15 protein-coding genes and 1 tRNA gene are annotated in these 18,073 nt (G+C 65.1%); 7 read left to right on the top strand and 9 right to left on the bottom strand.

Annotation, left to right across the window (positions count from 1 at the left end):
* The first annotated feature begins 37 nt into the window (after positions 1-37).
* Both ACMZ6R_RS07375 and ACMZ6R_RS07370 read left to right on the top strand, forming a co-directional pair.
* Positions 38-113 (top strand) — tRNA-Asn (locus ACMZ6R_RS07375).
* A gap of 397 nt (positions 114-510) precedes the next feature.
* Positions 511-633, top strand: coding sequence for a hypothetical protein (locus ACMZ6R_RS07370; protein ID WP_416110271.1), 123 nt, complete (start codon positions 511-513; stop codon positions 631-633).
* Between the two features lie 147 nt (positions 634-780).
* Here ACMZ6R_RS07370 and ACMZ6R_RS07365 read toward each other — a convergent pair whose 3' ends face one another.
* From ACMZ6R_RS07365 to ACMZ6R_RS07355, 3 genes are all read right to left on the bottom strand, one after another.
* Positions 781-1,998, bottom strand: a complete 1,218-nt coding sequence (locus ACMZ6R_RS07365; protein WP_416110270.1) for a multidrug effflux MFS transporter — start codon at positions 1,996-1,998, stop codon at positions 781-783.
* Between the two features lie 77 nt (positions 1,999-2,075).
* Entirely contained in the window at positions 2,076-2,564 is a 489-nt protein-coding gene (locus tag ACMZ6R_RS07360; protein ID WP_416110269.1) for a MarR family winged helix-turn-helix transcriptional regulator, read from the bottom strand.
* A gap of 111 nt (positions 2,565-2,675) precedes the next feature.
* Entirely contained in the window at positions 2,676-3,674 is a 999-nt protein-coding gene (locus ACMZ6R_RS07355) for a methyltransferase (protein ID WP_416110268.1), read from the bottom strand.
* A 238-nt stretch (positions 3,675-3,912) separates the two neighbouring features.
* Between ACMZ6R_RS07355 and ACMZ6R_RS07350 the strand changes: the two genes are divergently transcribed.
* Positions 3,913-5,316, top strand: coding sequence for a glycosyltransferase family 2 protein (locus ACMZ6R_RS07350; RefSeq protein WP_416110267.1), 1,404 nt, complete (start codon positions 3,913-3,915; stop codon positions 5,314-5,316).
* A gap of 754 nt (positions 5,317-6,070) precedes the next feature.
* The gene (locus ACMZ6R_RS07345) at positions 6,071-6,163 is read left to right on the top strand and encodes an LPXTG cell wall anchor domain-containing protein (protein WP_416110266.1); all 93 of its coding nucleotides are present in this window, start codon (positions 6,071-6,073) and stop codon (positions 6,161-6,163) included.
* Between the two features lie 99 nt (positions 6,164-6,262).
* Here ACMZ6R_RS07345 and ACMZ6R_RS07340 read toward each other — a convergent pair whose 3' ends face one another.
* The 3 genes from ACMZ6R_RS07340 to ACMZ6R_RS07330 all read right to left on the bottom strand — a co-directional run bounded on the left by ACMZ6R_RS07340 (position 6,263) and on the right by ACMZ6R_RS07330 (position 8,692).
* Positions 6,263-6,910: a hypothetical protein gene (locus ACMZ6R_RS07340; protein ID WP_416110265.1), complete on the bottom strand. Its 648-nt coding sequence runs from the start codon at positions 6,908-6,910 to the stop codon at positions 6,263-6,265.
* 222 nt (positions 6,911-7,132) lie between these two features.
* Positions 7,133-7,783, bottom strand: coding sequence for a Crp/Fnr family transcriptional regulator (locus ACMZ6R_RS07335; RefSeq protein WP_416110264.1), 651 nt, complete (start codon positions 7,781-7,783; stop codon positions 7,133-7,135).
* A gap of 135 nt (positions 7,784-7,918) precedes the next feature.
* Positions 7,919-8,692, bottom strand: a complete 774-nt coding sequence (locus ACMZ6R_RS07330) for a hypothetical protein (protein ID WP_416110263.1) — start codon at positions 8,690-8,692, stop codon at positions 7,919-7,921.
* A 133-nt stretch (positions 8,693-8,825) separates the two neighbouring features.
* On the opposite strand from ACMZ6R_RS07330, the gene ACMZ6R_RS07325 reads away from it, so the two are divergent.
* Positions 8,826-10,163 (top strand): sigma-54 interaction domain-containing protein, encoded by a 1,338-nt coding sequence (locus tag ACMZ6R_RS07325; protein WP_416110262.1) that lies wholly within the window; start codon positions 8,826-8,828, stop codon positions 10,161-10,163.
* Positions 10,164-10,373: 210 nt separating this feature from the next.
* On the opposite strand, the gene ACMZ6R_RS07320 is transcribed toward ACMZ6R_RS07325, so the two are convergent.
* On the bottom strand, positions 10,374-13,853 hold the full coding sequence (locus ACMZ6R_RS07320; RefSeq protein ID WP_416110261.1) for a PAS domain S-box protein: 3,480 nt from the start codon (positions 13,851-13,853) through the stop codon (positions 10,374-10,376).
* Positions 13,854-14,074: 221 nt separating this feature from the next.
* On the opposite strand from ACMZ6R_RS07320, the gene ACMZ6R_RS07315 reads away from it, so the two are divergent.
* A complete protein-coding gene (locus tag ACMZ6R_RS07315) occupies positions 14,075-15,034 on the top strand; it encodes an MBL fold metallo-hydrolase (RefSeq protein WP_416110260.1) in 960 nt (319 codons plus the stop codon).
* Between the two features lie 99 nt (positions 15,035-15,133).
* Here the strand turns inward: ACMZ6R_RS07315 and ACMZ6R_RS07310 are convergent, their stop codons facing one another.
* Together ACMZ6R_RS07310 and ACMZ6R_RS07305 are read right to left on the bottom strand one after the other, a co-directional pair.
* Positions 15,134-16,141, bottom strand: a complete 1,008-nt coding sequence (locus tag ACMZ6R_RS07310) for a zinc-binding alcohol dehydrogenase family protein (RefSeq protein WP_416110259.1) — start codon at positions 16,139-16,141, stop codon at positions 15,134-15,136.
* A gap of 244 nt (positions 16,142-16,385) precedes the next feature.
* Entirely contained in the window at positions 16,386-16,877 is a 492-nt protein-coding gene (locus ACMZ6R_RS07305) for a hypothetical protein (protein ID WP_416110258.1), read from the bottom strand.
* Positions 16,878-17,017: 140 nt separating this feature from the next.
* Between ACMZ6R_RS07305 and ACMZ6R_RS07300 the strand changes: the two genes are divergently transcribed.
* On the top strand, positions 17,018-18,007 hold the full coding sequence (locus tag ACMZ6R_RS07300) for a radical SAM protein (RefSeq protein WP_416110257.1): 990 nt from the start codon (positions 17,018-17,020) through the stop codon (positions 18,005-18,007).
* Positions 18,008-18,073 lie beyond the last annotated feature (66 nt).

The raw sequence follows: 18,073 nt of genomic DNA, 5'->3' as shown, positions 1-18,073 counted from the left end.
CCGCCGATCATAATAGTCAGCTTCCTCGCTTCGCTGTTCCCCGGTAGCTCAATTGGCAGAGCGGGTGGCTGTTAACCACTAGGTTGGCGGTTCGAGTCCGTCCCGGGGAGCCAGAATATCCAGGGCGTCGGCCAAATCGGCTGACGCCCTTTTCTTTTTCTTCCGGATTTTCCCCCAATCGCCCCCCAATTTGAGAATTCGAGAGGCTGAAAGCGGGTAACGATTGCGGAAGTCAGCCCTTGGACTCCGGGCTGCCCCGGGATCAAAGCATACTTTTTTTTGTCCTAACCCACCCGGCCTGGGTTATCGCTCTTGGGGGACAAACGGGGACATCGTTGCCCATAGGGTAGAACCCTGGTAAAGGAAATTTGGTGGAGCCAGCCCTTGACAGAAAACCAGCGTGTATCAATTTAAGTTTTTGATAGAGGTCTTAGGGCACGGAAGTGCGGGCAAGGTAACGCTAGCAGTCGCCTCGAAGGTGAAAATAAAGCACCTAAAGGAGGAACTGCTATGATGAAGCTCGACGCTTTAGTGGTTGCGGGATGGATTGCCTTTGCTGTTGGAACGCTGTTGAAAGTTAAGTACGTATGGTGGGCATTTCCCTTCTTGGCGATTGCTAGAGCCTTGCCCTAAGCCCTCTATCATTTCCATAATTTTCCTAACAAGTTACTCGGCAAAACGAAAAGCGGCCCACCTCCACCAGGAAGGCAGGCCGCCCATGATCCGATTGCCGGAACTATGCGCTAACACATAGGGTGGTGCAGTACCTCCATGCCCCCTTCAGGGTCTTGACAGCGCCGCGCTTCGGCCGCGGCGCCCCAGGACCACGTAACACCCCGCGGCGAAAAGCACGGCGCACAGCATGGACGCCCCCATGGCCTTCCCGGGCGGGAGAAACCCGGCAAGCAGGGTGGGCATGGCGCTCGCGCCGGCCCCGATGAGCATCTGCAGGGAGTTTATGGCCCCGGACGCGGCCCCGGCCATATGCCCCCAGGGCCCGACAGCCTCGGCCATGGCGTTTGGCATGATCAGCCCGGAAAACCCCATAACGAGAAAGAGCAGGGGCAACAGCAGCGGCAACGCGGTGCGGCCAAGCCAGGTCACGCAAAAAATCGCGGCCACGATAATGGTCATGCAGGTCAGGGAAAAGGCGATAATGCGGCTGGCATGCCATTCCCAGCGCCCCAATATGCCGCTGACGAGGGCCCCCACCAGAACGCCGCAGGAAGTCAGGGCAAAGGCCAGGGAATAGGCTTGTTCCGACAGATGCAGCTCGCCGATCATCAGTCCCGGCGAACCGGCGATATAGGAAAACATGCAGCCGAAACAAAAGGCCAGGGCCAGGGAAAAGGCCAGAAAGCGCGGGCTGGTGAAAATGGCTTTGTAGCCGGCCGCCATGCCGCGCAGGTTGAGCGCCTTGCGTTTGTCCACAGGCAGCGTCTCGGCGATGCCCCAGGCCACAAGGCAAAAAAGCACCAGGCCAAGTCCCGCCTGTACGCCGTAAATGGCCGCCCAGCCCCGGAAGACCAGAACCCAGCTTCCCAGAATCGGCGCGACCAGCGGGGCCACACCGCCCACAAAGGCGATGACGGAGAGTTTTTTACGGGCCAGGGCTCCGCTATACGTGTCCCGCACGATGGCCAGGGGAAGAAGCACGCACACACCGCAGGCAATGCCCTGGAGAAAACGCGAAAAAAGCAGGAAATGAAACAGCCCGGCCAGGCTGCAGCCAAAGGCCGCGAGGGTGTTCACGAAAAGCGCGACAAGGAGCGTTGCCCGCCGGCCATAGCGATCGGCAAGGGGCCCGCCAAGCAGCGGCGCCATGGAGAATCCCAGCAAAAAAAGGCTGAACGTCAGCGATCCCTGCCCCTTTGCGAGGTGAAAAGCCGCTTCGATATCGGGTATGGCCGGAAGGTTCATGTCGATGGAAAGCGGCGGCAGGGCCGAGATACCAGCCAAAATGACGCTATAGGCAAAACTGCTTTGTTTTATAGGCATAAAGTACTCACGAAAATTCCATGGGAAGAGAGAACCCCGCGCAACGCTCCCGAGCCGCGAAAGACAGACGCAGCGCCTCAGGACACGAGTTGCGCCGGGGGCAAATGCGGGATGATTTCTTCGAGGACGTCCAACAGGCGTTGCGCCAGGGGCGGCGGCAGCGCTTGCAAAATGCTCTCGTAGGCGGCCGCGGTCTTTTGTTGCAGATCCTGCAGATAGGCGAGTCCCGCCGCGCTCAAGCGCACCAGTTTCTCGCGTCGGTTTTCAAGATTCGTTTGTTTTTCCACCAGCCCTTCCGCGACCAGCCGCTCCACCAGCCGACTGGCCGCGCACTGGCTGACATGGGCCCCCGCCGCCAGATCGGCGATGCGTTGCGGCCCATGGCCGTATAAGCGGAAAAGCGCATTGATCTGGCTGAAGGACAGATCCACGGAATGCATGGACAGGGCCATGTGGGAAAAGACCTGGGCAGCGGCCAGGCTGTGCAGCAAATCGAAATCGCGGCCCAAGCGGGCGAGGGTGGCCGATGGCCCCCCAGCGTTGTCGCTCCTGACATATGCAACCATGCACATGTCTAGGCAGGCGACAAGGCGGTTGTCAAGGCGCGTCGCGCACGGCCCGGCCGCGCCTTTCGTGGTGGACAGGCCCACGCGCGCCGGGGCGGAGGGGCCTGGGCCTCAGCCCTTGGTCCCGCGCAGCACCCGAGAGCCGTTGGGGCCGGTGAAACCGAGCAAGCCAATATCCGTAAGCCCCGCCTCGGCCATCATGTCCCGTATCTCACCAACGGCGTAGGACTGGCCGCGCTCCGTGAGCACCAGCATGTTGAGCGCGAAAAGCGCGGCGAATTCCGGTCCGTCGCCCGCGTCGTCGAGCATGAACTCGTGGATCAGGACCAGCCCGCCGGGTTCGAGGGCGGCCACCGTCTTTTCAAGGATTGTCAGGCAGCCCGCCCGGTCCTCGGCATGAAAGATCTGGGACAGCCAGGCCGCGTCGTAGCCGCCCGGGATGGGATCGCGCAGGTAGTCGCCGGGCACGAAATCCACCCGGTCGGCCACGCCGAAGCGCCGGCGCACCCCGTCCGCGAACGCCTGCGACGTGGGCAGGTCGAACACCGACGCCCGCACCCCGGGATGGGCTAGGCAGAAATGCACGGCATAGGTTCCCGGCCCGCCGCCCACGTCCACCAGCCGCTTGCGGCCGGACAGGTCGATGGAGGCGGCAAGCCCCGGCGCGATGGCCATGGCCAGGTTGAACATGCCCATGAGGAAATCCTCGCGGTCGCCGGCCGCCTGGGCCGCGTCCATGGGCCGCGTTTGGGGGCCGCCGGTGCGGATGGACTCGGGCAGCCCGGCCCAGGCGGCCATGATCCGGTGGTGGTGGCGGATGATAGAGCCGACGTAGCGCGGGGAGCGCTTGTCCAAAAACGTCCTGGCCTGCGCCGCCTGCCGGTAGCGGCCGTCCTTTCCGACAAGCAGCCCCATGGCGGCCAGGGCTCTGACGAGCATACCCATGGCGCGGGGGTCGCAGGCGCAGGCGGCGGCGATCTCGGGCGAGGTCAGGACCGCGTCGCCGATGGCCGAAAACACGTCGAGCATGGCCCCGGCGTGCAGGGCGCTGGTTTTCCAGTAGGCGTCGGAAAGCGCGAGCAGGGAAGCGGGACTGTCCGTATCGGGCATGGCGCACCTCGGCGTTTCGGGTGGAACTTCGGGGCCTCCCAGGGGAAAGCCCGGGCCCATGTCCACTTCCTATGGCATCCGCCCCACAGCGGCAACAGCGCCAGCGTTCCTTCGCCTTTCACCCCTGAAAGAATCCATCCAAACTGTAATTCGACTTTCCCCACGTTCCTCCCTACACGGACACTGTATTTCCCCGCGTCCACCCGGCGCACCCACCCTGCAACCTGTTGCGTAGCGTATGAAAAACTTATTTTTCAAGCGTGTTACAGTCATCGACTGGCTCTATGGCCTGACCCTCCTCACCACCGTGACCGCCGGCGGCACGGCGGCCTGCGCCGTGTTGCGGGATCAGGAGTTCCTGGCCGCCTTTCTCGAAAGCGATCTGCTGGTGCTGTACGGCGACCTGGGGCTGACCCTGGCCCCGGTGACGGCCTTGCTTCTGGCCTGGCGCATGTGGCTGGCCAGCCGTTACCACGCCTTCCCGCCCGCCCCGGACGCAGACCTGCCCACGGTCCGCATCGTCATTCCCGCCTACAACGAAGGGGCGCAGGTCCTCGCCACCATCCGCTCGGTCATGGCCAGCGACTACCCGCAAGGCAAGATGCGGGTCCTGTGCGTGGATGACGGCTCCCGCGACGACACCTGGCAGTGGATGGAACGGGCGGCGGCACAATTTCCGGACCGGGTGCGGCTCGTGCGTCTGGCGCGAAACGGCGGCAAGCGCCACGCCTTGCTCACGGGCTTTGCCAACGCCACCGAGGAGGCCTTCGTCACCATCGATTCGGACTCGGAGATAAAGCCCGACACCCTGCGCCACCTGCTCTCCCCCCTGGCCGCCTCGCCGAGTGTCGGCGCCGTGGCCGGCAACGTCCGTGTGCTCAACCTTGCGACCTGCGGTCCCATCCCCAAGATGCTGGAAGTGTCCTTTACCCTGTCCTTCGATTTCCTGCGGCGCGGCCAGAGCGTCTACGGCGGGGTTTTATGCACGCCCGGGGCGCTGGCCGCCTACCGGGCCTCGGTGCTGGCCCCGGAGCTTGCCGCCTGGGCCGGGCAGACGTTTCTCGGCCGGCCGGCCAACATCGGCGAGGACCGGGCCTTGTCCAACATCGTGCTGGCCAAGGGTTTCCGGGTCGTCTACCAGCACGAGGCCGTGGTTTTCACCACGCTGCCCGAAAAATACCGGGGACTGTGCCGGATGCTTTTGCGCTGGGCCCGCAGCAACGTGCGCGAGAGTCTGGTCATGGCGCGCTATCTCTACCGGCCGCTTGGCCGAAATGACGCCGGCACGGGCTGGCTGCGTCTGGCCGGCACGGTGGAGCTTGTCTTCCTGCCGCTGACCGAAGCGTTCAAGGTGGCGCTGGTGTTGCGCTTCCTGCTTTCCCCCCTGGCCATGGTGCAGGCCGCCGCGGCCAGTTGTGCCCTGGCGGCGGTCGTTCCGGCCGTGGTCTACCATCGGCGGCGGCCCGGGATATTCGGCTGGCAGTGGGCGCTTTGCTACACCTTCTTCTGGCTCTTCGGCCTGTCCTGGATTTCCCTGTGGGGACTTTGCAGCGCCGGTTGTTCCGGCTGGCTCACCCGCCGACTGCCGCAGACGCCCCAAGCGGAACTTACCGCCCTGAAAGAGCATCAGGAAGCCGCCTAAGCGCCCCAGGCCGGCGGCCAACCCAACGGCGCGGGACCGGGCGGGCGAATCCCGGTCCCGCGTCGGCCGATTTTCCATGCGATTTTTGTAATGAACCTTTTCGCCGGCCAACGTTCGTAAGCGGCCAGCACCGGTGCATGAGCAGTTTCGAGACAAGATTTTACTTTGCTTTTCCGTCGTTCCCGTGCGGGTCGGCAAATTGCCATCCCGCATAACCAAGCGTCATGCGACGGCTACGACTCTACCATATCCCGGCGCAGCATCGTTACTGAAACACTGACTGAGCAGTCAGTCGACATATACGTTACATATTGCAACACCATATACAACGTATACGTGAAAATTTTCTCTATTTCCCCTTGCCATCCAGGAGTGGCAGCGCTACCCAAGAGACAAGTCCCGCTGCGATGCGAAAACAACTGGCCGTAGCCAGTCACGCGACAAGGGGATGGCCCGTATAAGGGGCCGCCCCAAGCGGGAAGCCGGGGTTGGGGAATTACGGCAGGCTTTGGAAAACCGGCAACGCGACAACGAACGCCCCTCGCGTCACGTTTGAGGATTGGGAATACGCCTTTCGACGCATGCTTGATCTGTGACCCGGACGTCATGACCGGCCACCGGCCTCTTGCCACGAAGCGACAAGAACCGCGCCAGCCTGTCCAGGCCGCGCCACGCGAGATCACCGGACGCAAACCCGGTGGACGACGGCAGCCGCCCGCCGGCTACTTGGGGGAAATCCCCCCGGGAGTCGGACATGAGCATGAACGATTTAGCCATCATTGCCGGCGCGATCGTGGTTTTGGCCCTGATCGGATTCGTTTTCTACAAGCGGGTCATCAAGAATTGACCGCTGGCCCCGGTGTCCGCCCGACCGGTCGGGCGGACACCGGCAGCCCTTGGGCGCGCAGGCGTTTGGCGCGACAGCCTTTCGCCGCAGGCCCCTTTCTCAGGAATAGACCGACCCGTCGAAGCGGTCGTTGAGCCCAAGGGCCAGCCGTTTGGCCGTGATGTGGTCGCTGATGGCTTCGGCCACCCGGACCGGATCGGGTCCCGCAAGATTGCCCATCCCGGAGATGGCCGGCAGGCCGGCACGGGACAGATCGGCGACAAGACCGCCTGCCGTCGGGCCATGGCCGGCGGCAGGCTCCCGTGGCGACAGGTCCGCCGCAAGGCTGGTGGCCGCGGGCAGATCGGCGATTTCCACGCCAAGCGCCGTCGCCAGGGCGGCAAAAAAGGCCAGGACCGACTCGCCGTCCGGCCCCTCGTCCATGCGCAGCACCGGGGCGATGCCCAGATGATCGCAAAAATCCGCCAGCCCCGAACCGGCCTCCGCGACGCCGGCGGGCGTGAGCAGCCCGGCCTGTCCCATGGCGCTTACCGCGCCGCCCGTGGCGAACACCAGAATATCCTGCCGGATGAGTTCCCGGGCCAGCCCGGCCGCGACACCGCCAGGCCCACCTTCCGGCGCGTCGCCGTCGACGATGCCGACCAGCCCGCGCACCATGCCGATGGAAAGCGCCTTGCCGAGCATGTCCGGCATGCCTCCGCCGACCGTGGTCGCGGCCTCGTCTGGGAAAACGGTTTGTTGTTCCATGCCCATGCCGTCCTCCGGTATTTGGCCGCCAGCCGAAGCAGCGCGGCCAATTGATGCAAACGGGTCAAAAATTACTTTTTTGTTGAAATCGTGTCTGTCAGGTAGCTGACAAATGGCCCGGCGCACCTGAAAAGGCGTCTGCCGGCAACGGCCGGCGCGACAAAACGACACGCCGTGCGGAGCTGCCGGGACAGGCCAGGCAACGGTCCATCCCCGCGGGAATCAGGCCTCGGCCAGGGCTCGCAAGGCCGTGATGTCCGGCACGCAGATCACGCCCCGGGCCCGCAGCTCGATGACGCCGTCGCGCTCGAGGCCGTTTAAAAGGGATGACACGGTCTGGCGCGAGGAGCCCACGATGGTGGCCAGCTGTTCGATGCTGAGGCCATGGTCGAAGCAGTGCGCTGGGTCGTCGCCGGCCGGAGCCTGCCCGGCCTCGTGGAGCAGCAGATGGATCAGCCGGCGGCGCACGTCGTGGAAGGCCAGGCCGTCGATGACCGAAAAGGCATGGGAGAGCAGGTCGCCGAGCACCTTGACCATGGCCGTGGTCAGGGCCGGCATGGACGTGAAGAACCGGCGCACGGCGGCCAGATCGGCCTCCAGCAGTTCCAGGTCGTCCAGGGCCTCGACATGGGCGCGCGTATGGGTGGTGTAGACGTCGCCGACGTCGAGGATGGCCATGGTGAATTCCTTGTCCTTGTAGGCCAGATAGACCCTGGCCCGGCCCCTGGCCACGATGAAGAGGCTGTTTTGGGCTTCGCGTGGGGAAAAGACCTGCCGGCCCTTGGCGTAGCGGCGGCTGACGAAGGCCCGGCGCGCGGCGGCGAATTCGGGCTTGTCCAGTTCGGCCAGCAGGTCGGCGTCGGTCAGGCGCATGGGGTATCCCCGGTCGGGCGCAAGGAACTTGGCGGCAAGCGGCCCGGGACCCGGCGTCCGGGACCGCACGATCGAGCATAGCCGAGATCGCCCAAAGGGAAAAGGCGCTCACGGCTGCGGACAGGCTGAGCTCCCCTACTTGGCCGGCGGGCCCAGGTGGGTGAGGAAGGCCGTGAAATTGCCCGTGTACTCGTAGGTCCCCACATGGGTGAACACGCTGTGCACGTCGGCGTAAATCTCGCCGCCGATGTCCGTCCAGCGTTTGCAAAAGGCGTAATCCTCGGGAAGGTAATCCCGCGTCGCCGGATCGATGGCCGTCTCGAAAAAAGCCATGTTGTTCACGTGGTCGTCGTTGGTGTAGGCATAATCGTAGGTCAGCTCGGGATAGGCCTCGGTCAGACGCGTGAACACCTCGCGCTTTATCAGCATGAACCCCGTGGCCCCGAACTCCACGGGCAAAAGCCCGGTCCCGGGCTCGGGACGGCCGCCGGACTTGAGCTTTACCGCGTAATGCAGCGAGGCCGCCTGGGCCACCCGCATCAGCACATTGCCTTCGATGGTGCGCAGCTTCTCCACATCCAGGTTCTTGACCGGATAAATGCCGCACACCACGTCCTTGTCCGCTTCCAAATACTTCCAGGGCAGCTCCGGGGAAAAGCCAATGTCCGCGTCGATGAAAAGCAGGTGCGTGAATTCCTCCTGGCGCAAAAACTCGTTGGCCACCAGATTGCGCGCCCGGGTGATGAGACTCTCGTGGGACGGGGTAAGCATGCCCGTGCGCACGCCGTTGCGCTCCAGAACCCCGATGGCGGGAATCACCGAGCGCAGATAGTTGACCGTCACGTTGCCATTGTAGCACGGCGTGCCGATCATCAGCATGCGTTCCTTGGTTGCGGCAGGCTCGGCCATGGACACCTCCGGTGGTATCGGGGGCAGCTCTACGCGCAACCCCGTATTTTCGCCCGGTTATCCGGTCCAGCGCCGGCGAAGTCAAGACGCGGTCCCGCTTTTACACCCGGCCCGGCCTGGGCTATAGACCCCCATGGCCCTGCCGCGCGACATCCCCTGCGAATCCATCATGGAATCCCTGGCCGACGGTGTCTTCACCGTGGACACGGATTTCACCATCACCTTTTTCAACCGGGCCGCCGGAAAAATCGCCGGCATCCCCCCGGCCGAGGCGCTGGGGCGCAAATGCTGGGAGGTCTTCCACTCGAGCCTTTGCGACGGGGCCTGCGCCCTGGGCCAATGCATCAAGGACGACACCACCCTCTCCGACCAGTCGATCTTCATCGTGCGCCCGGACGGCACAAAAGTCTGGGTCAGCATCAGCGCCGCGCCCCTTCGTGACGCCACCGGCCGCATCGTCGGCGGCGTGGAAACCTTCCGCGACATCTCCGACCTGACCAGGCTGCGCAAGGAACTCGAAGGCGTGCGCACCCTGGAGGACATCGTCACCAAAAACCGGGAGATGGCCCGGCACCTCGACCTGCTCCCCCGTATCGCCCAAAGCGGCACCACCGCCCTGCTCCTCGGCGAATCCGGCACCGGCAAGGAACTCTTCGCCCGGGCCCTGCACAACCTCTCCGACCGGAAAAACGGACCCTTCATCGCCGTCAACTGCGGGGCCATCCCCGGCGAATTGCTCGAATCCGAACTCTTCGGCCACGCCCAAGGCGCCTTCACCGACGCCAAAACCGCTCGCAAAGGCCGCTTCGCCCTGGCCACCGGCGGCACGCTCTTCCTCGACGAAGTGGGCGAAATGCCCCCGCCGCTCCAGGTCAAACTCCTGCGCGTGCTCCAGGAACGCGTCTACGAGCCCCTGGGGTCGGATACCACGCTCCCCGCCGACGCGCGCATCGTCGCCGCCACCAACCGCGACCTCGAAGCCATGGCCCGGGAAGGCACCTTCCGCCGCGACCTCTTCTACCGCCTGGGCGTGGCCCGCATCGTCCTGCCGCCCTTGCGCGAACGCCCCGAAGATATCCCCCTGCTCGTCGCCACCTTCATCGAACGCCTCAATCTGCGCCAGGAAAAAGCCGTCTGCGGCGTAACCGACGCCGCCATGCGCATCCTCCTGCGCCACGACTACCCCGGCAACGTCCGGGAACTGCAAAATATCCTGGAATACGCCTTTATCCTCTGTTCCCACGGCCGCATCGGCCCCGAACACCTGCCCGATTACCTGCGCCCCGCCCCCAGCCACCCCCAACACGTCACCGACGCCGCCCCCCGGACCATGCGCGCCATCAAATACCAGGCCGCCAAACACGCCCTGGCCCGCCACGACGACAAACGCATGGAAGCCTGCCGGGAACTCGGCATCACCAAGGACACGCTGCGACGGATCCTCAGCCAGGGCGAGGGCGAGGAGGAATAGGCATGAGGGCCTCCGGCGGCCAGGGGGACCTTTTTTGAAAAAAAGGTCCCCCTGGACCCCTCCAAAAAACTTTTCCACTCTCCGTCTTCCCGCCAGCCAACCCACCCCCGCCCAGCCAAAACACACCGGATGGGGGGTCCGGGGGGCCCGCGGCCTCCCGGCGGGGTCTGGGGCAGCGCCCCAGCCGCCTCCTCGTCGCGTCCTCGCCACTTACGTGACAGGCAGGCTGACGGTGATGGTCGTGCCGGCGTCGGGGGTGGATTCCAGGGCGATCTCGCCGCGCGGGCTGCGGGTCATGAGGCGCGCGGAGTAGGTGCCGAGCCCGCTGCCGCCGTTTTTACCGCTGGTGGCGTATTTTTCGAAGAAAACGGGGATGAGGTCTTCGGGCACGGGCGTTGGGTTCCGGATGGTCAGCACAGCGCGGCCGTCTGTTTCGGCGAGAGTGATGGTCACGGCGTGGCCGGGCGTTTCGGCTTCGATAGCGTTTTTGACGAGGTTGGCGGCAATGTTCTGGCACAGCAAGGCATTGCCGGTAACGAAGAGTTCTTTGGGCGATTGGAAGGTCACCTCGATGCCCTTGGCCTTGGCCGTGGACTCGAGCATGGACACGACGCCGGCGACGATATGGGCCAGGTCGATACGCTGGGCCTGCAGGACGTAGGTACCCGTCTCCATCTTGTAGAGGTCCAGGGACAGCTCGATCTGCTCGAGCATGCCGTGGCCGGTCTGTTCGATCTGGCTGAGCATCTCGCGTTGGTCCTCGTTGACCGGTCCCACCGCGGCGATGATTTCCGGCAGATTGACGATACTGTTGAGCGGCGCCTTGAGGTCGTGGCGCATGATGCGCTCCACGTCTTCGCGCACGTTTTCCAGCTCCTTGCGGGCCGAGATGTCGTCGAAGGTCCAGATGGAACCCGAGGCGGAATTGGCGATGTCGATGCGGCGCCCGTGGACGGAGCACCAAAACGACCGGCCGGTCCTGTCGTGGAAGCGCTCTTCGAAGTGCACCTCCTTTCCGGCGGCGACCAGGGCCAGTTGTTCCCGGCGAAAGGTCCGCAGGCGGCCGACGCTTTCATGGACCTCGGCCAGGGGTTTGCCGGCCATCACCTCGGTGGCGATGCCGAAAAGTTCGGCAAAGCGGCGGTTGACGCGCACCACCACGTCGTCCGGCCCGAGGTGGACGATGCCCACCGACGAGGCGTTGAAAATGGCCTCGAATTCGCTCATGAGCTGATGCAGGCGTTCCTTGCTTTCACGCTGCCGGGTGATGTCCTCCTTGACGGCCACGAAATGGCTGATCTCGCCTTTCTCGTCGCGCACGGGCGATATGGAGGAGGCTTCCCAATACAGTTCACCGTTTTTCTTGCGGTTGCAGAATTCGCCGCGCCAGACCTTGCCGGCCAAGAGGGTTTCCCACAGGTCCCGGTAAAACGCGTCGGGATGCACACCACTTTTCAGCATCCTGGGATTTTGCCCCCTTGCCTCCTCCGGGGTGTAGCCGGTCAGGATGGAGAAATGGGGATTGACGTATTCGATGGTTCCTTCGAGGTCGGTAATGGCGATGGAAGCCGGCGACTGTTCCACGGCCGCCCACAACAGGCGCAACGTGGCGTCCTTTTTGCGCTCCTCGGTGATGTCCTCGACGGAGGCGATGACAGGGGTGGGTGAGACGCCGGTCTCGACCGGGCTGAAGATGGCCCGAAGGTACAGGCTGCGCCCGCCGAGAACCGACGAATAGGGGCCTTCGGCCCGGGCCAGTTCACCGGCCAGAGCCCGGATCAGGGCTTCCTGGAAGAAAAAGGGCAGCAGCGCAACGAGGTTGACCCCGATGATCTTGTCCGCGGTGATGCCCATGATCTCGAGGTGCCGCTTGTTGCAGTTGACCACGGTCCCGGTGGCGTCGAAAAAAACCTGGCCAAGGGGAGAGCTCTCGAAAATGACGCGCAGTTGCCGTTCCTGGCCGGCCAGGGCGGTTTCGGCCTGTTTGCGCTTGGTGATGTCCGTGCAAAAGCCTTCGAGGTGGGCTATCGCCCCGGAGGTGTCGCACACGGCCCGGATGTTGAGCGAGACCCAGATGCTGTCGCCGGAGCGCGTCAGACGGCGGGTTTCGTAATTGGAGAGGTGGCCGCAGCTTTGAAGCGCATCGAGCAGGGTGCCCCGTTCGCCGGAATCGAAGTAGACCTGGTCCCGGATGTTGGCCACTTCGGCCAGCATGGCCTCGGGATCGGGGTAGCCGTACATCCGGGCCAGATAGCCGTTGGCCTTGAGGTAGCGCCCGTCGGGGGTGGAGGTGAAAATACCCATGGGCGCGTTTTCGTAGAGCTTGCGCAGGGCCTCCTCGCCTTGGCGCAAGGCCTGCTCCGCCCGCAGCCGGTCGCCGATGTCGCGGATATAGCCGCCCACCCCCACTTTTCCCTCGCCCAGGGGCACGGGGAACTTCCTGGCCTCGAAGGTGCGCTCGCCCAGGGTTTCGAGCATGGTCACGATCTCACGGCCATCCCGGGCGGTGACGTCGGATTCATGGCAGCGGGCGGCGAGTTCGGGGGACAGCAGGTCGAAGTCGGTGCGGCCGATCACTTCCTCGGGCGTCTTGCCCATGAAATCGGCCAGTTTGTTGTTGATGACCAGATGGCGCAACTCGGCGTCCTTCAAAAAGGCCATGTCGCTCGTTGCGTCGATAAAGGCGCGATAGCGGCTCTCGCCGCGCCTGAGCGCCTCGTTGGCCGCCACAAGTTCGCTCGTACGCGCGGCCACGGTGCGTTCCAGGCCGGTCTTGGCCGCGTCCAGGGCGGCGGTGGCCGCGCCGACGGCCCGGGCCAGCCGGGCCGGCCAGGACAGAAAGCCGAAAAAGGCCCCTCCCAGCGCCAGCCAGGCGATGACCGCCCCCGTGACCAGGGGCACGGAGGGCGGCAAGGATTTCCAGCCGCCCTCCGGGACGGCGGCAAGCCGCCACCTGCCGCCGGGAACGGCCATACCCACGGTGACGGGGTCGTCCGCGAAGATGGCCCGGTCGCCATGCACCATCGGGGCCTCGGCGCTCCCGGTTCCGGCCAGACGGATGGCCAGCCGTATTTTGCCGGCGCGTTCGCGCTCCACGTCGTGAAAAAACGCATCCGCGTCGATGGTGATGGTGGCCACGCCCCACATGCGGCCGGGCACGCGGGGGCCGCCCGGCAGGAAAACGGGTGTCCGGGCGATGATGCCGCGCCCGCCCTGAAGCAGCGTTTCCGGTCCATCGAGGGAAGTCCGGCCGGCCTCCAGGGTGCGCGCCAGGGCTTGCAGCTGGGAGGACGGCAGGGCCTGACGCAACGACAGCCCCAGGATGCCGGCGTTGCCGGCTTGCGGGTACACGTGGCTGACCACGGCGTCGCGGGCGAGCTGGAGGGAGCGGATGCCGGGCACGCCGTCCGCGAGTCCCGCGGCGAACACGACGAACTGTTCTTCCGTGAGGTCGGGATGGCCGGTGGCGAAGGCGGCGATGGCCCGCAGAAAAGCGAGCCTTGCGGTCAGGGCCGATTGCAGGGCCAGGCGCACGTCGCCGAGATGGGCCAGGGCGTGGGCCCGGGTCTCCTCGACAAAACGGGCATCTTCGCTGCGCCACAAGAGCCAGGCCGCCGGCAAGACCAGGGCCGCCGCCAGGGCCAGCGACAAAACCAGCAGTCTGAAGCGTTGCGTCAGGCCGTTGCCCATGCGCCGCATCCCCGGGAAAAGTCGAAAGCGGACCGCCCGCCCAGGGCCCGCCAAGCGGCAGGCGACCGCGCCCACAATGGACGCATCCCGCCGATTCCACTCGTTCTATAGCCCTTGGAGGGGCGAGGCAAGCCTCCCCTTGACTTCACTGTGCGCCCCGCCCACAGTTACCCTGCATTTTTTAACGTTCACCCCCGCAACACCTTCCATGAGGTCGCGAAATGACGACAACCAGCCTTCGTCCAGCGGACAGCGTCTCGGTCACGGTCCTTATCGACAACTCCCTGGATCATTTTCTGCTCGACTCGGGCGAGGCCGTGCAACGCCCGCTCCTGTCCTGGACCGACAATCCGGTGGCGGAACACGGCCTGTCGCTGTGCGTCGTCTTCGAGGGTTCCGGCGAACGCCATACGGTGCTGCTGGATACGGGACTCAGTGCACGGACCTTGCTGCGCAACATGGACGCCCTCGGCGTTTCCCCGGACAGCGTCGAGGCCGTCATCCTCAGCCACGGCCACATGGACCATACCGGCGGCCTGCTGGAACTCCTGGCCAGACGCAAGGCGGGCTGCGACCTCATTTCGCATCCCGGGGCCTATTGCCGCCGGCGGCTCAACATTCCCGGCAAGGGCCCGCAGCCGGAGCTGCCGTCGCTTGACGCCGCGGCACTCCGAGCGGCCGGCGCGAACATCGTCACCGAGGCCGGCCCCGCCACCTGGTTTGCGGACACGCTGCTGACCCTCGGCGAGGTCGAACGCACCACGGATTTCGAAAAGGGCTTTCCCATGGCCGAGATCGAAACCGACGGCGCCTGGGGAGCCGACCCCTTCCTCGACGACCAGGCCATCGTATTTTACGTGCGGGACAAGGGGCTCGTGGTCATAAGCGGCTGCGCCCATGCCGGCATCATCAACACCGTGCGCTACGCCCAAAAAGTGACGGGCGTACACAAGGTCCATGCCGTCATGGGGGGCTTCCATCTGACCGGGCCGGCCTTTGCGGCCGTGGTCGGGCCGACGGCGGCGGCGCTGCGGGAATTGGGAGCGCGTTACATCATCCCCATGCACTGCACGGGGTTTAGCGCCACGACCGCCATGGCCCAGGCCCTGCCGGAGGAGTTTCTTTTAAGCAGCGTGGGCACGCGGTTCACCTTCGGCGCCGCCAACAGGGAAACGCCGTAGAGACCGCCCCGCAAAAAAGCTTTGAAACGCGACAGGCGCGGGTGGGGAGAACCCTTTTTTACCGGGTCTTCCCAGCCGCGCCCGCCCTTCCCCCTTCCCTTAAAACACCACCACCTGTTTGCCGACCATGCGCCCCGAACGCTGGGCGATATGCGCCTTGGCGAAAACGGCCGGGTCCAGGCCGTGCCGGGTTTTGCCCAGGGTCGGCCGCACGATGCCGGAATCCAGAAGCGCCGCCACCCGGGCCAGAATCCCGCCTTGCCGGGCCATGTCCGCGGTCTTGTACATGGACCGGCAGAACATGAACTCCCAGCGGATGCTGGCGCATCGCGACTTGAAAACCGTGATGTCGAGGGGGCCCGACGGGTCGTCGATCAGGCACACCGCGCCCTGGGGCGCGATCATGGCGGCCATGGCCTGCCAGTGGGTCTCCATGTGGGTGGTGCAAAAAATAGCGCCCACGTCGCTGATGCCGGACGCGCGCAGGGCGGCGGGCATGTCCTTGGTGTGGTCGAGCACCAGATGCGCGCCCAGCTCCCGGCACCAGGCGGCGGATTCCGGCCGCGAGGCCGTGGCGATCACCCGCGCCCCGGCCCAGGCGGCGAGCTGGATGGCGATGGAGCCCACCCCACCGGCCCCGCCGACAACGAGCACCTCGCGCCCGGCATTGGCCCCGGCGGCATCGGTCAGCCCCAGACGGTCGAAAAGGGCCTCGTAGGCGGTGAGGCTGGTCAGCGGCATGGCGGCCGCCGCCGCTTCGTCCAGGGTCTGCGGGGCCCTCGCCGCGATGCGCGCGTCCACCAGATGGAGCGCGGCGTCGGAGCCCGGCCGGGTGACGTCGCCGGCATAATAGACACGGTCGCCCGGCGCGAAACCGGTTGCCGCCTCACCAACAGCCGCCACCGTTCCCACGGCGTCGTAGCCGAGGATATGCTCTTCACCCGGGGCCATGCGTTCATGCACCTTGGTGTCCACGGGGTTGACGGAAACCGCCGCCACCCGCACGAGCAGATCCCAGGGCCCGGGAACCGGGTCCGGGACCTCGGCCAGAAAAAACGCTCCCGACGCCTCGGCCGAAAGGCCGCCCTTGGCCATCACTGCCTGCATGGATACCTCCTTGTCCCCTTTTGGGAGATCGTATCAGTGGAGTGCCCCGAACCCGGACCAAACACAAGGCATGCCCTTTCGGTGCGACAGGCAGGCAAAGGGAACCGGACGCGGCGACATAAACCGGCGCGGCGCGGGCGAAGACCAGGAGGACGGGGGGATGCCTGCGCCGGGCGTAAAAAAAGGAGCCCCGACGCATCAGGGCTCCTTGCAGGATACGGCCGCGCAGCGCATCGCGCGTTTCTTAATAGAGGAGCGCCTGCAACGCCATCATGAATGTCTCAAACTCGCCCACGGTGATGGCGTCCTGTACCTGTAGCGGCAGTTTGGCCGTACTGGTGGTGGCCGGATTGCCGAAATTGAAATTCGCGCCAATCGCAGCGGCATCGCCCCAGGCCATGGCGATGCCCTGGGCCTGCGCAACGTTTTGGGCCGCGCCAGCCGCCACACCAGCCGCCGCGCCGCCCGCAGCCCCGGTCTGGGCCAACGCGGTTGAAACTGTTGTCAAAAGTAAAGCAAAAACAAAAATCATTCCCAGCACTAACGGTTTCATCTTGTTTGACATGGCATCCCCCTTTGTAAAAACATTAATAATGACAATAAATACTACTATACAAAAAATATGACACCACACGACAGTCCTTGCAAGGGAAAAATGGAAAAAACGCAGGGAAGTGCAGCCGAAGACGCGGGGCTTCCGGTGTACGCCGCGCAAAAAATCCTGGACAAAGGGCATGTTCCTCCGGATTCCGGCCACGGTGGCCGGGACAACAGGCCTCGAAAAGACGTCTTGGGACATTTTTGGGCCCCAATGGCACGCTGCGGCCCACGCTACAGCCTGGTGGATTTAGCTTGGCGGGGGTGCTAGCCTTGGGCATGAAGCTTTTGCGCCGTCTTTTTGCGACGCCGCGTTTGGACTGGGTGCAGCTCGAGGTCACCACGCGCTGCAATGCGCGCTGTGTCTACTGCCCGCGCACGACGGCCAACAAGTCCTGGCGCGAGGCGGACCTGGATGTCGCCCTCTTCCGGCGGCTTTTGCCGCAGCTGTCCACGCCCTATGTCCACTTGCAGGGATGGGGCGAACCGCTCCTCCATCCGTATTTCCTGGACATGGCGCGGGCGGTGGCCGCCGCCGACATGAAAGCCGGGACGACCTCCAACGGCGTTCTGATCGACGCCGCCATGGCCGGGGCCCTTGTCGCATCGGGCCTGGACGTCGTGGCCCTGTCCCTGGCCGGCGTCGCGGCACGCCACGACAGGCTGCGCCCCGACGCGCCCTTCGCCCGGGTCATGGCGGCCCTCCAGGCGCTCGCCGCGGCCAAGGCGGCGGCCCACAGCGCCCGGCCCGAAGTGCATATCGCCTACCTTCTCCTGCGTTCCGACACGGCGGACCTCGAAGCCCTGCCCTCGCTTCTCGCCGGGCGCGGCGTGGCCCAGGTGGTGGTCAGCAGCCTCGATTACGTGCCGACCCCCGAATTGGCCAATGAAGCCCTGCTGCCCATGGACGAAGCCGAACAGGAAGCCTTTCGCGCCCGCATCGGCCGCGTCGCCGCAAGGCTGAAACAAACCGGAATCATCCTGCATTGTCGGCCGCCGTCGCTTTCGCGGCGCGCCTCGTGCCCGGAAAACCCCGAAAGCTCGCTGGTGGTGGACGCCCGGGGCGACGTTTGCCCGTGCGTCTTCACGGCCCTGCCGATCCAGCCGCCGCACCCCGCCGCCGGCAGCCGCCTGTCGTTCGGCAACGTGGGGCAAACCAGGCTCGCCCGCATCTGGCGCGAGCCCGAATACGCCGCCTTCCGGGCCAGCTTCGGCAAGACCCTGCCCCCCGGCCCCTGCCACACCTGCCGCAAGCCGTACATTGCATAAGGGAGGAGAAGATTTTGGAAAAAAATGCGCCGGGGGGAAACCTTTCTGGAGAAAGGTTCTCCCCCC

The organism is Solidesulfovibrio sp. C21, from assembly GCF_047785625.1.
Classification (GTDB): domain Bacteria; phylum Desulfobacterota; class Desulfovibrionia; order Desulfovibrionales; family Desulfovibrionaceae; genus Solidesulfovibrio.
This window is presented reverse-complemented; position numbering and strand designations above follow the sequence as displayed.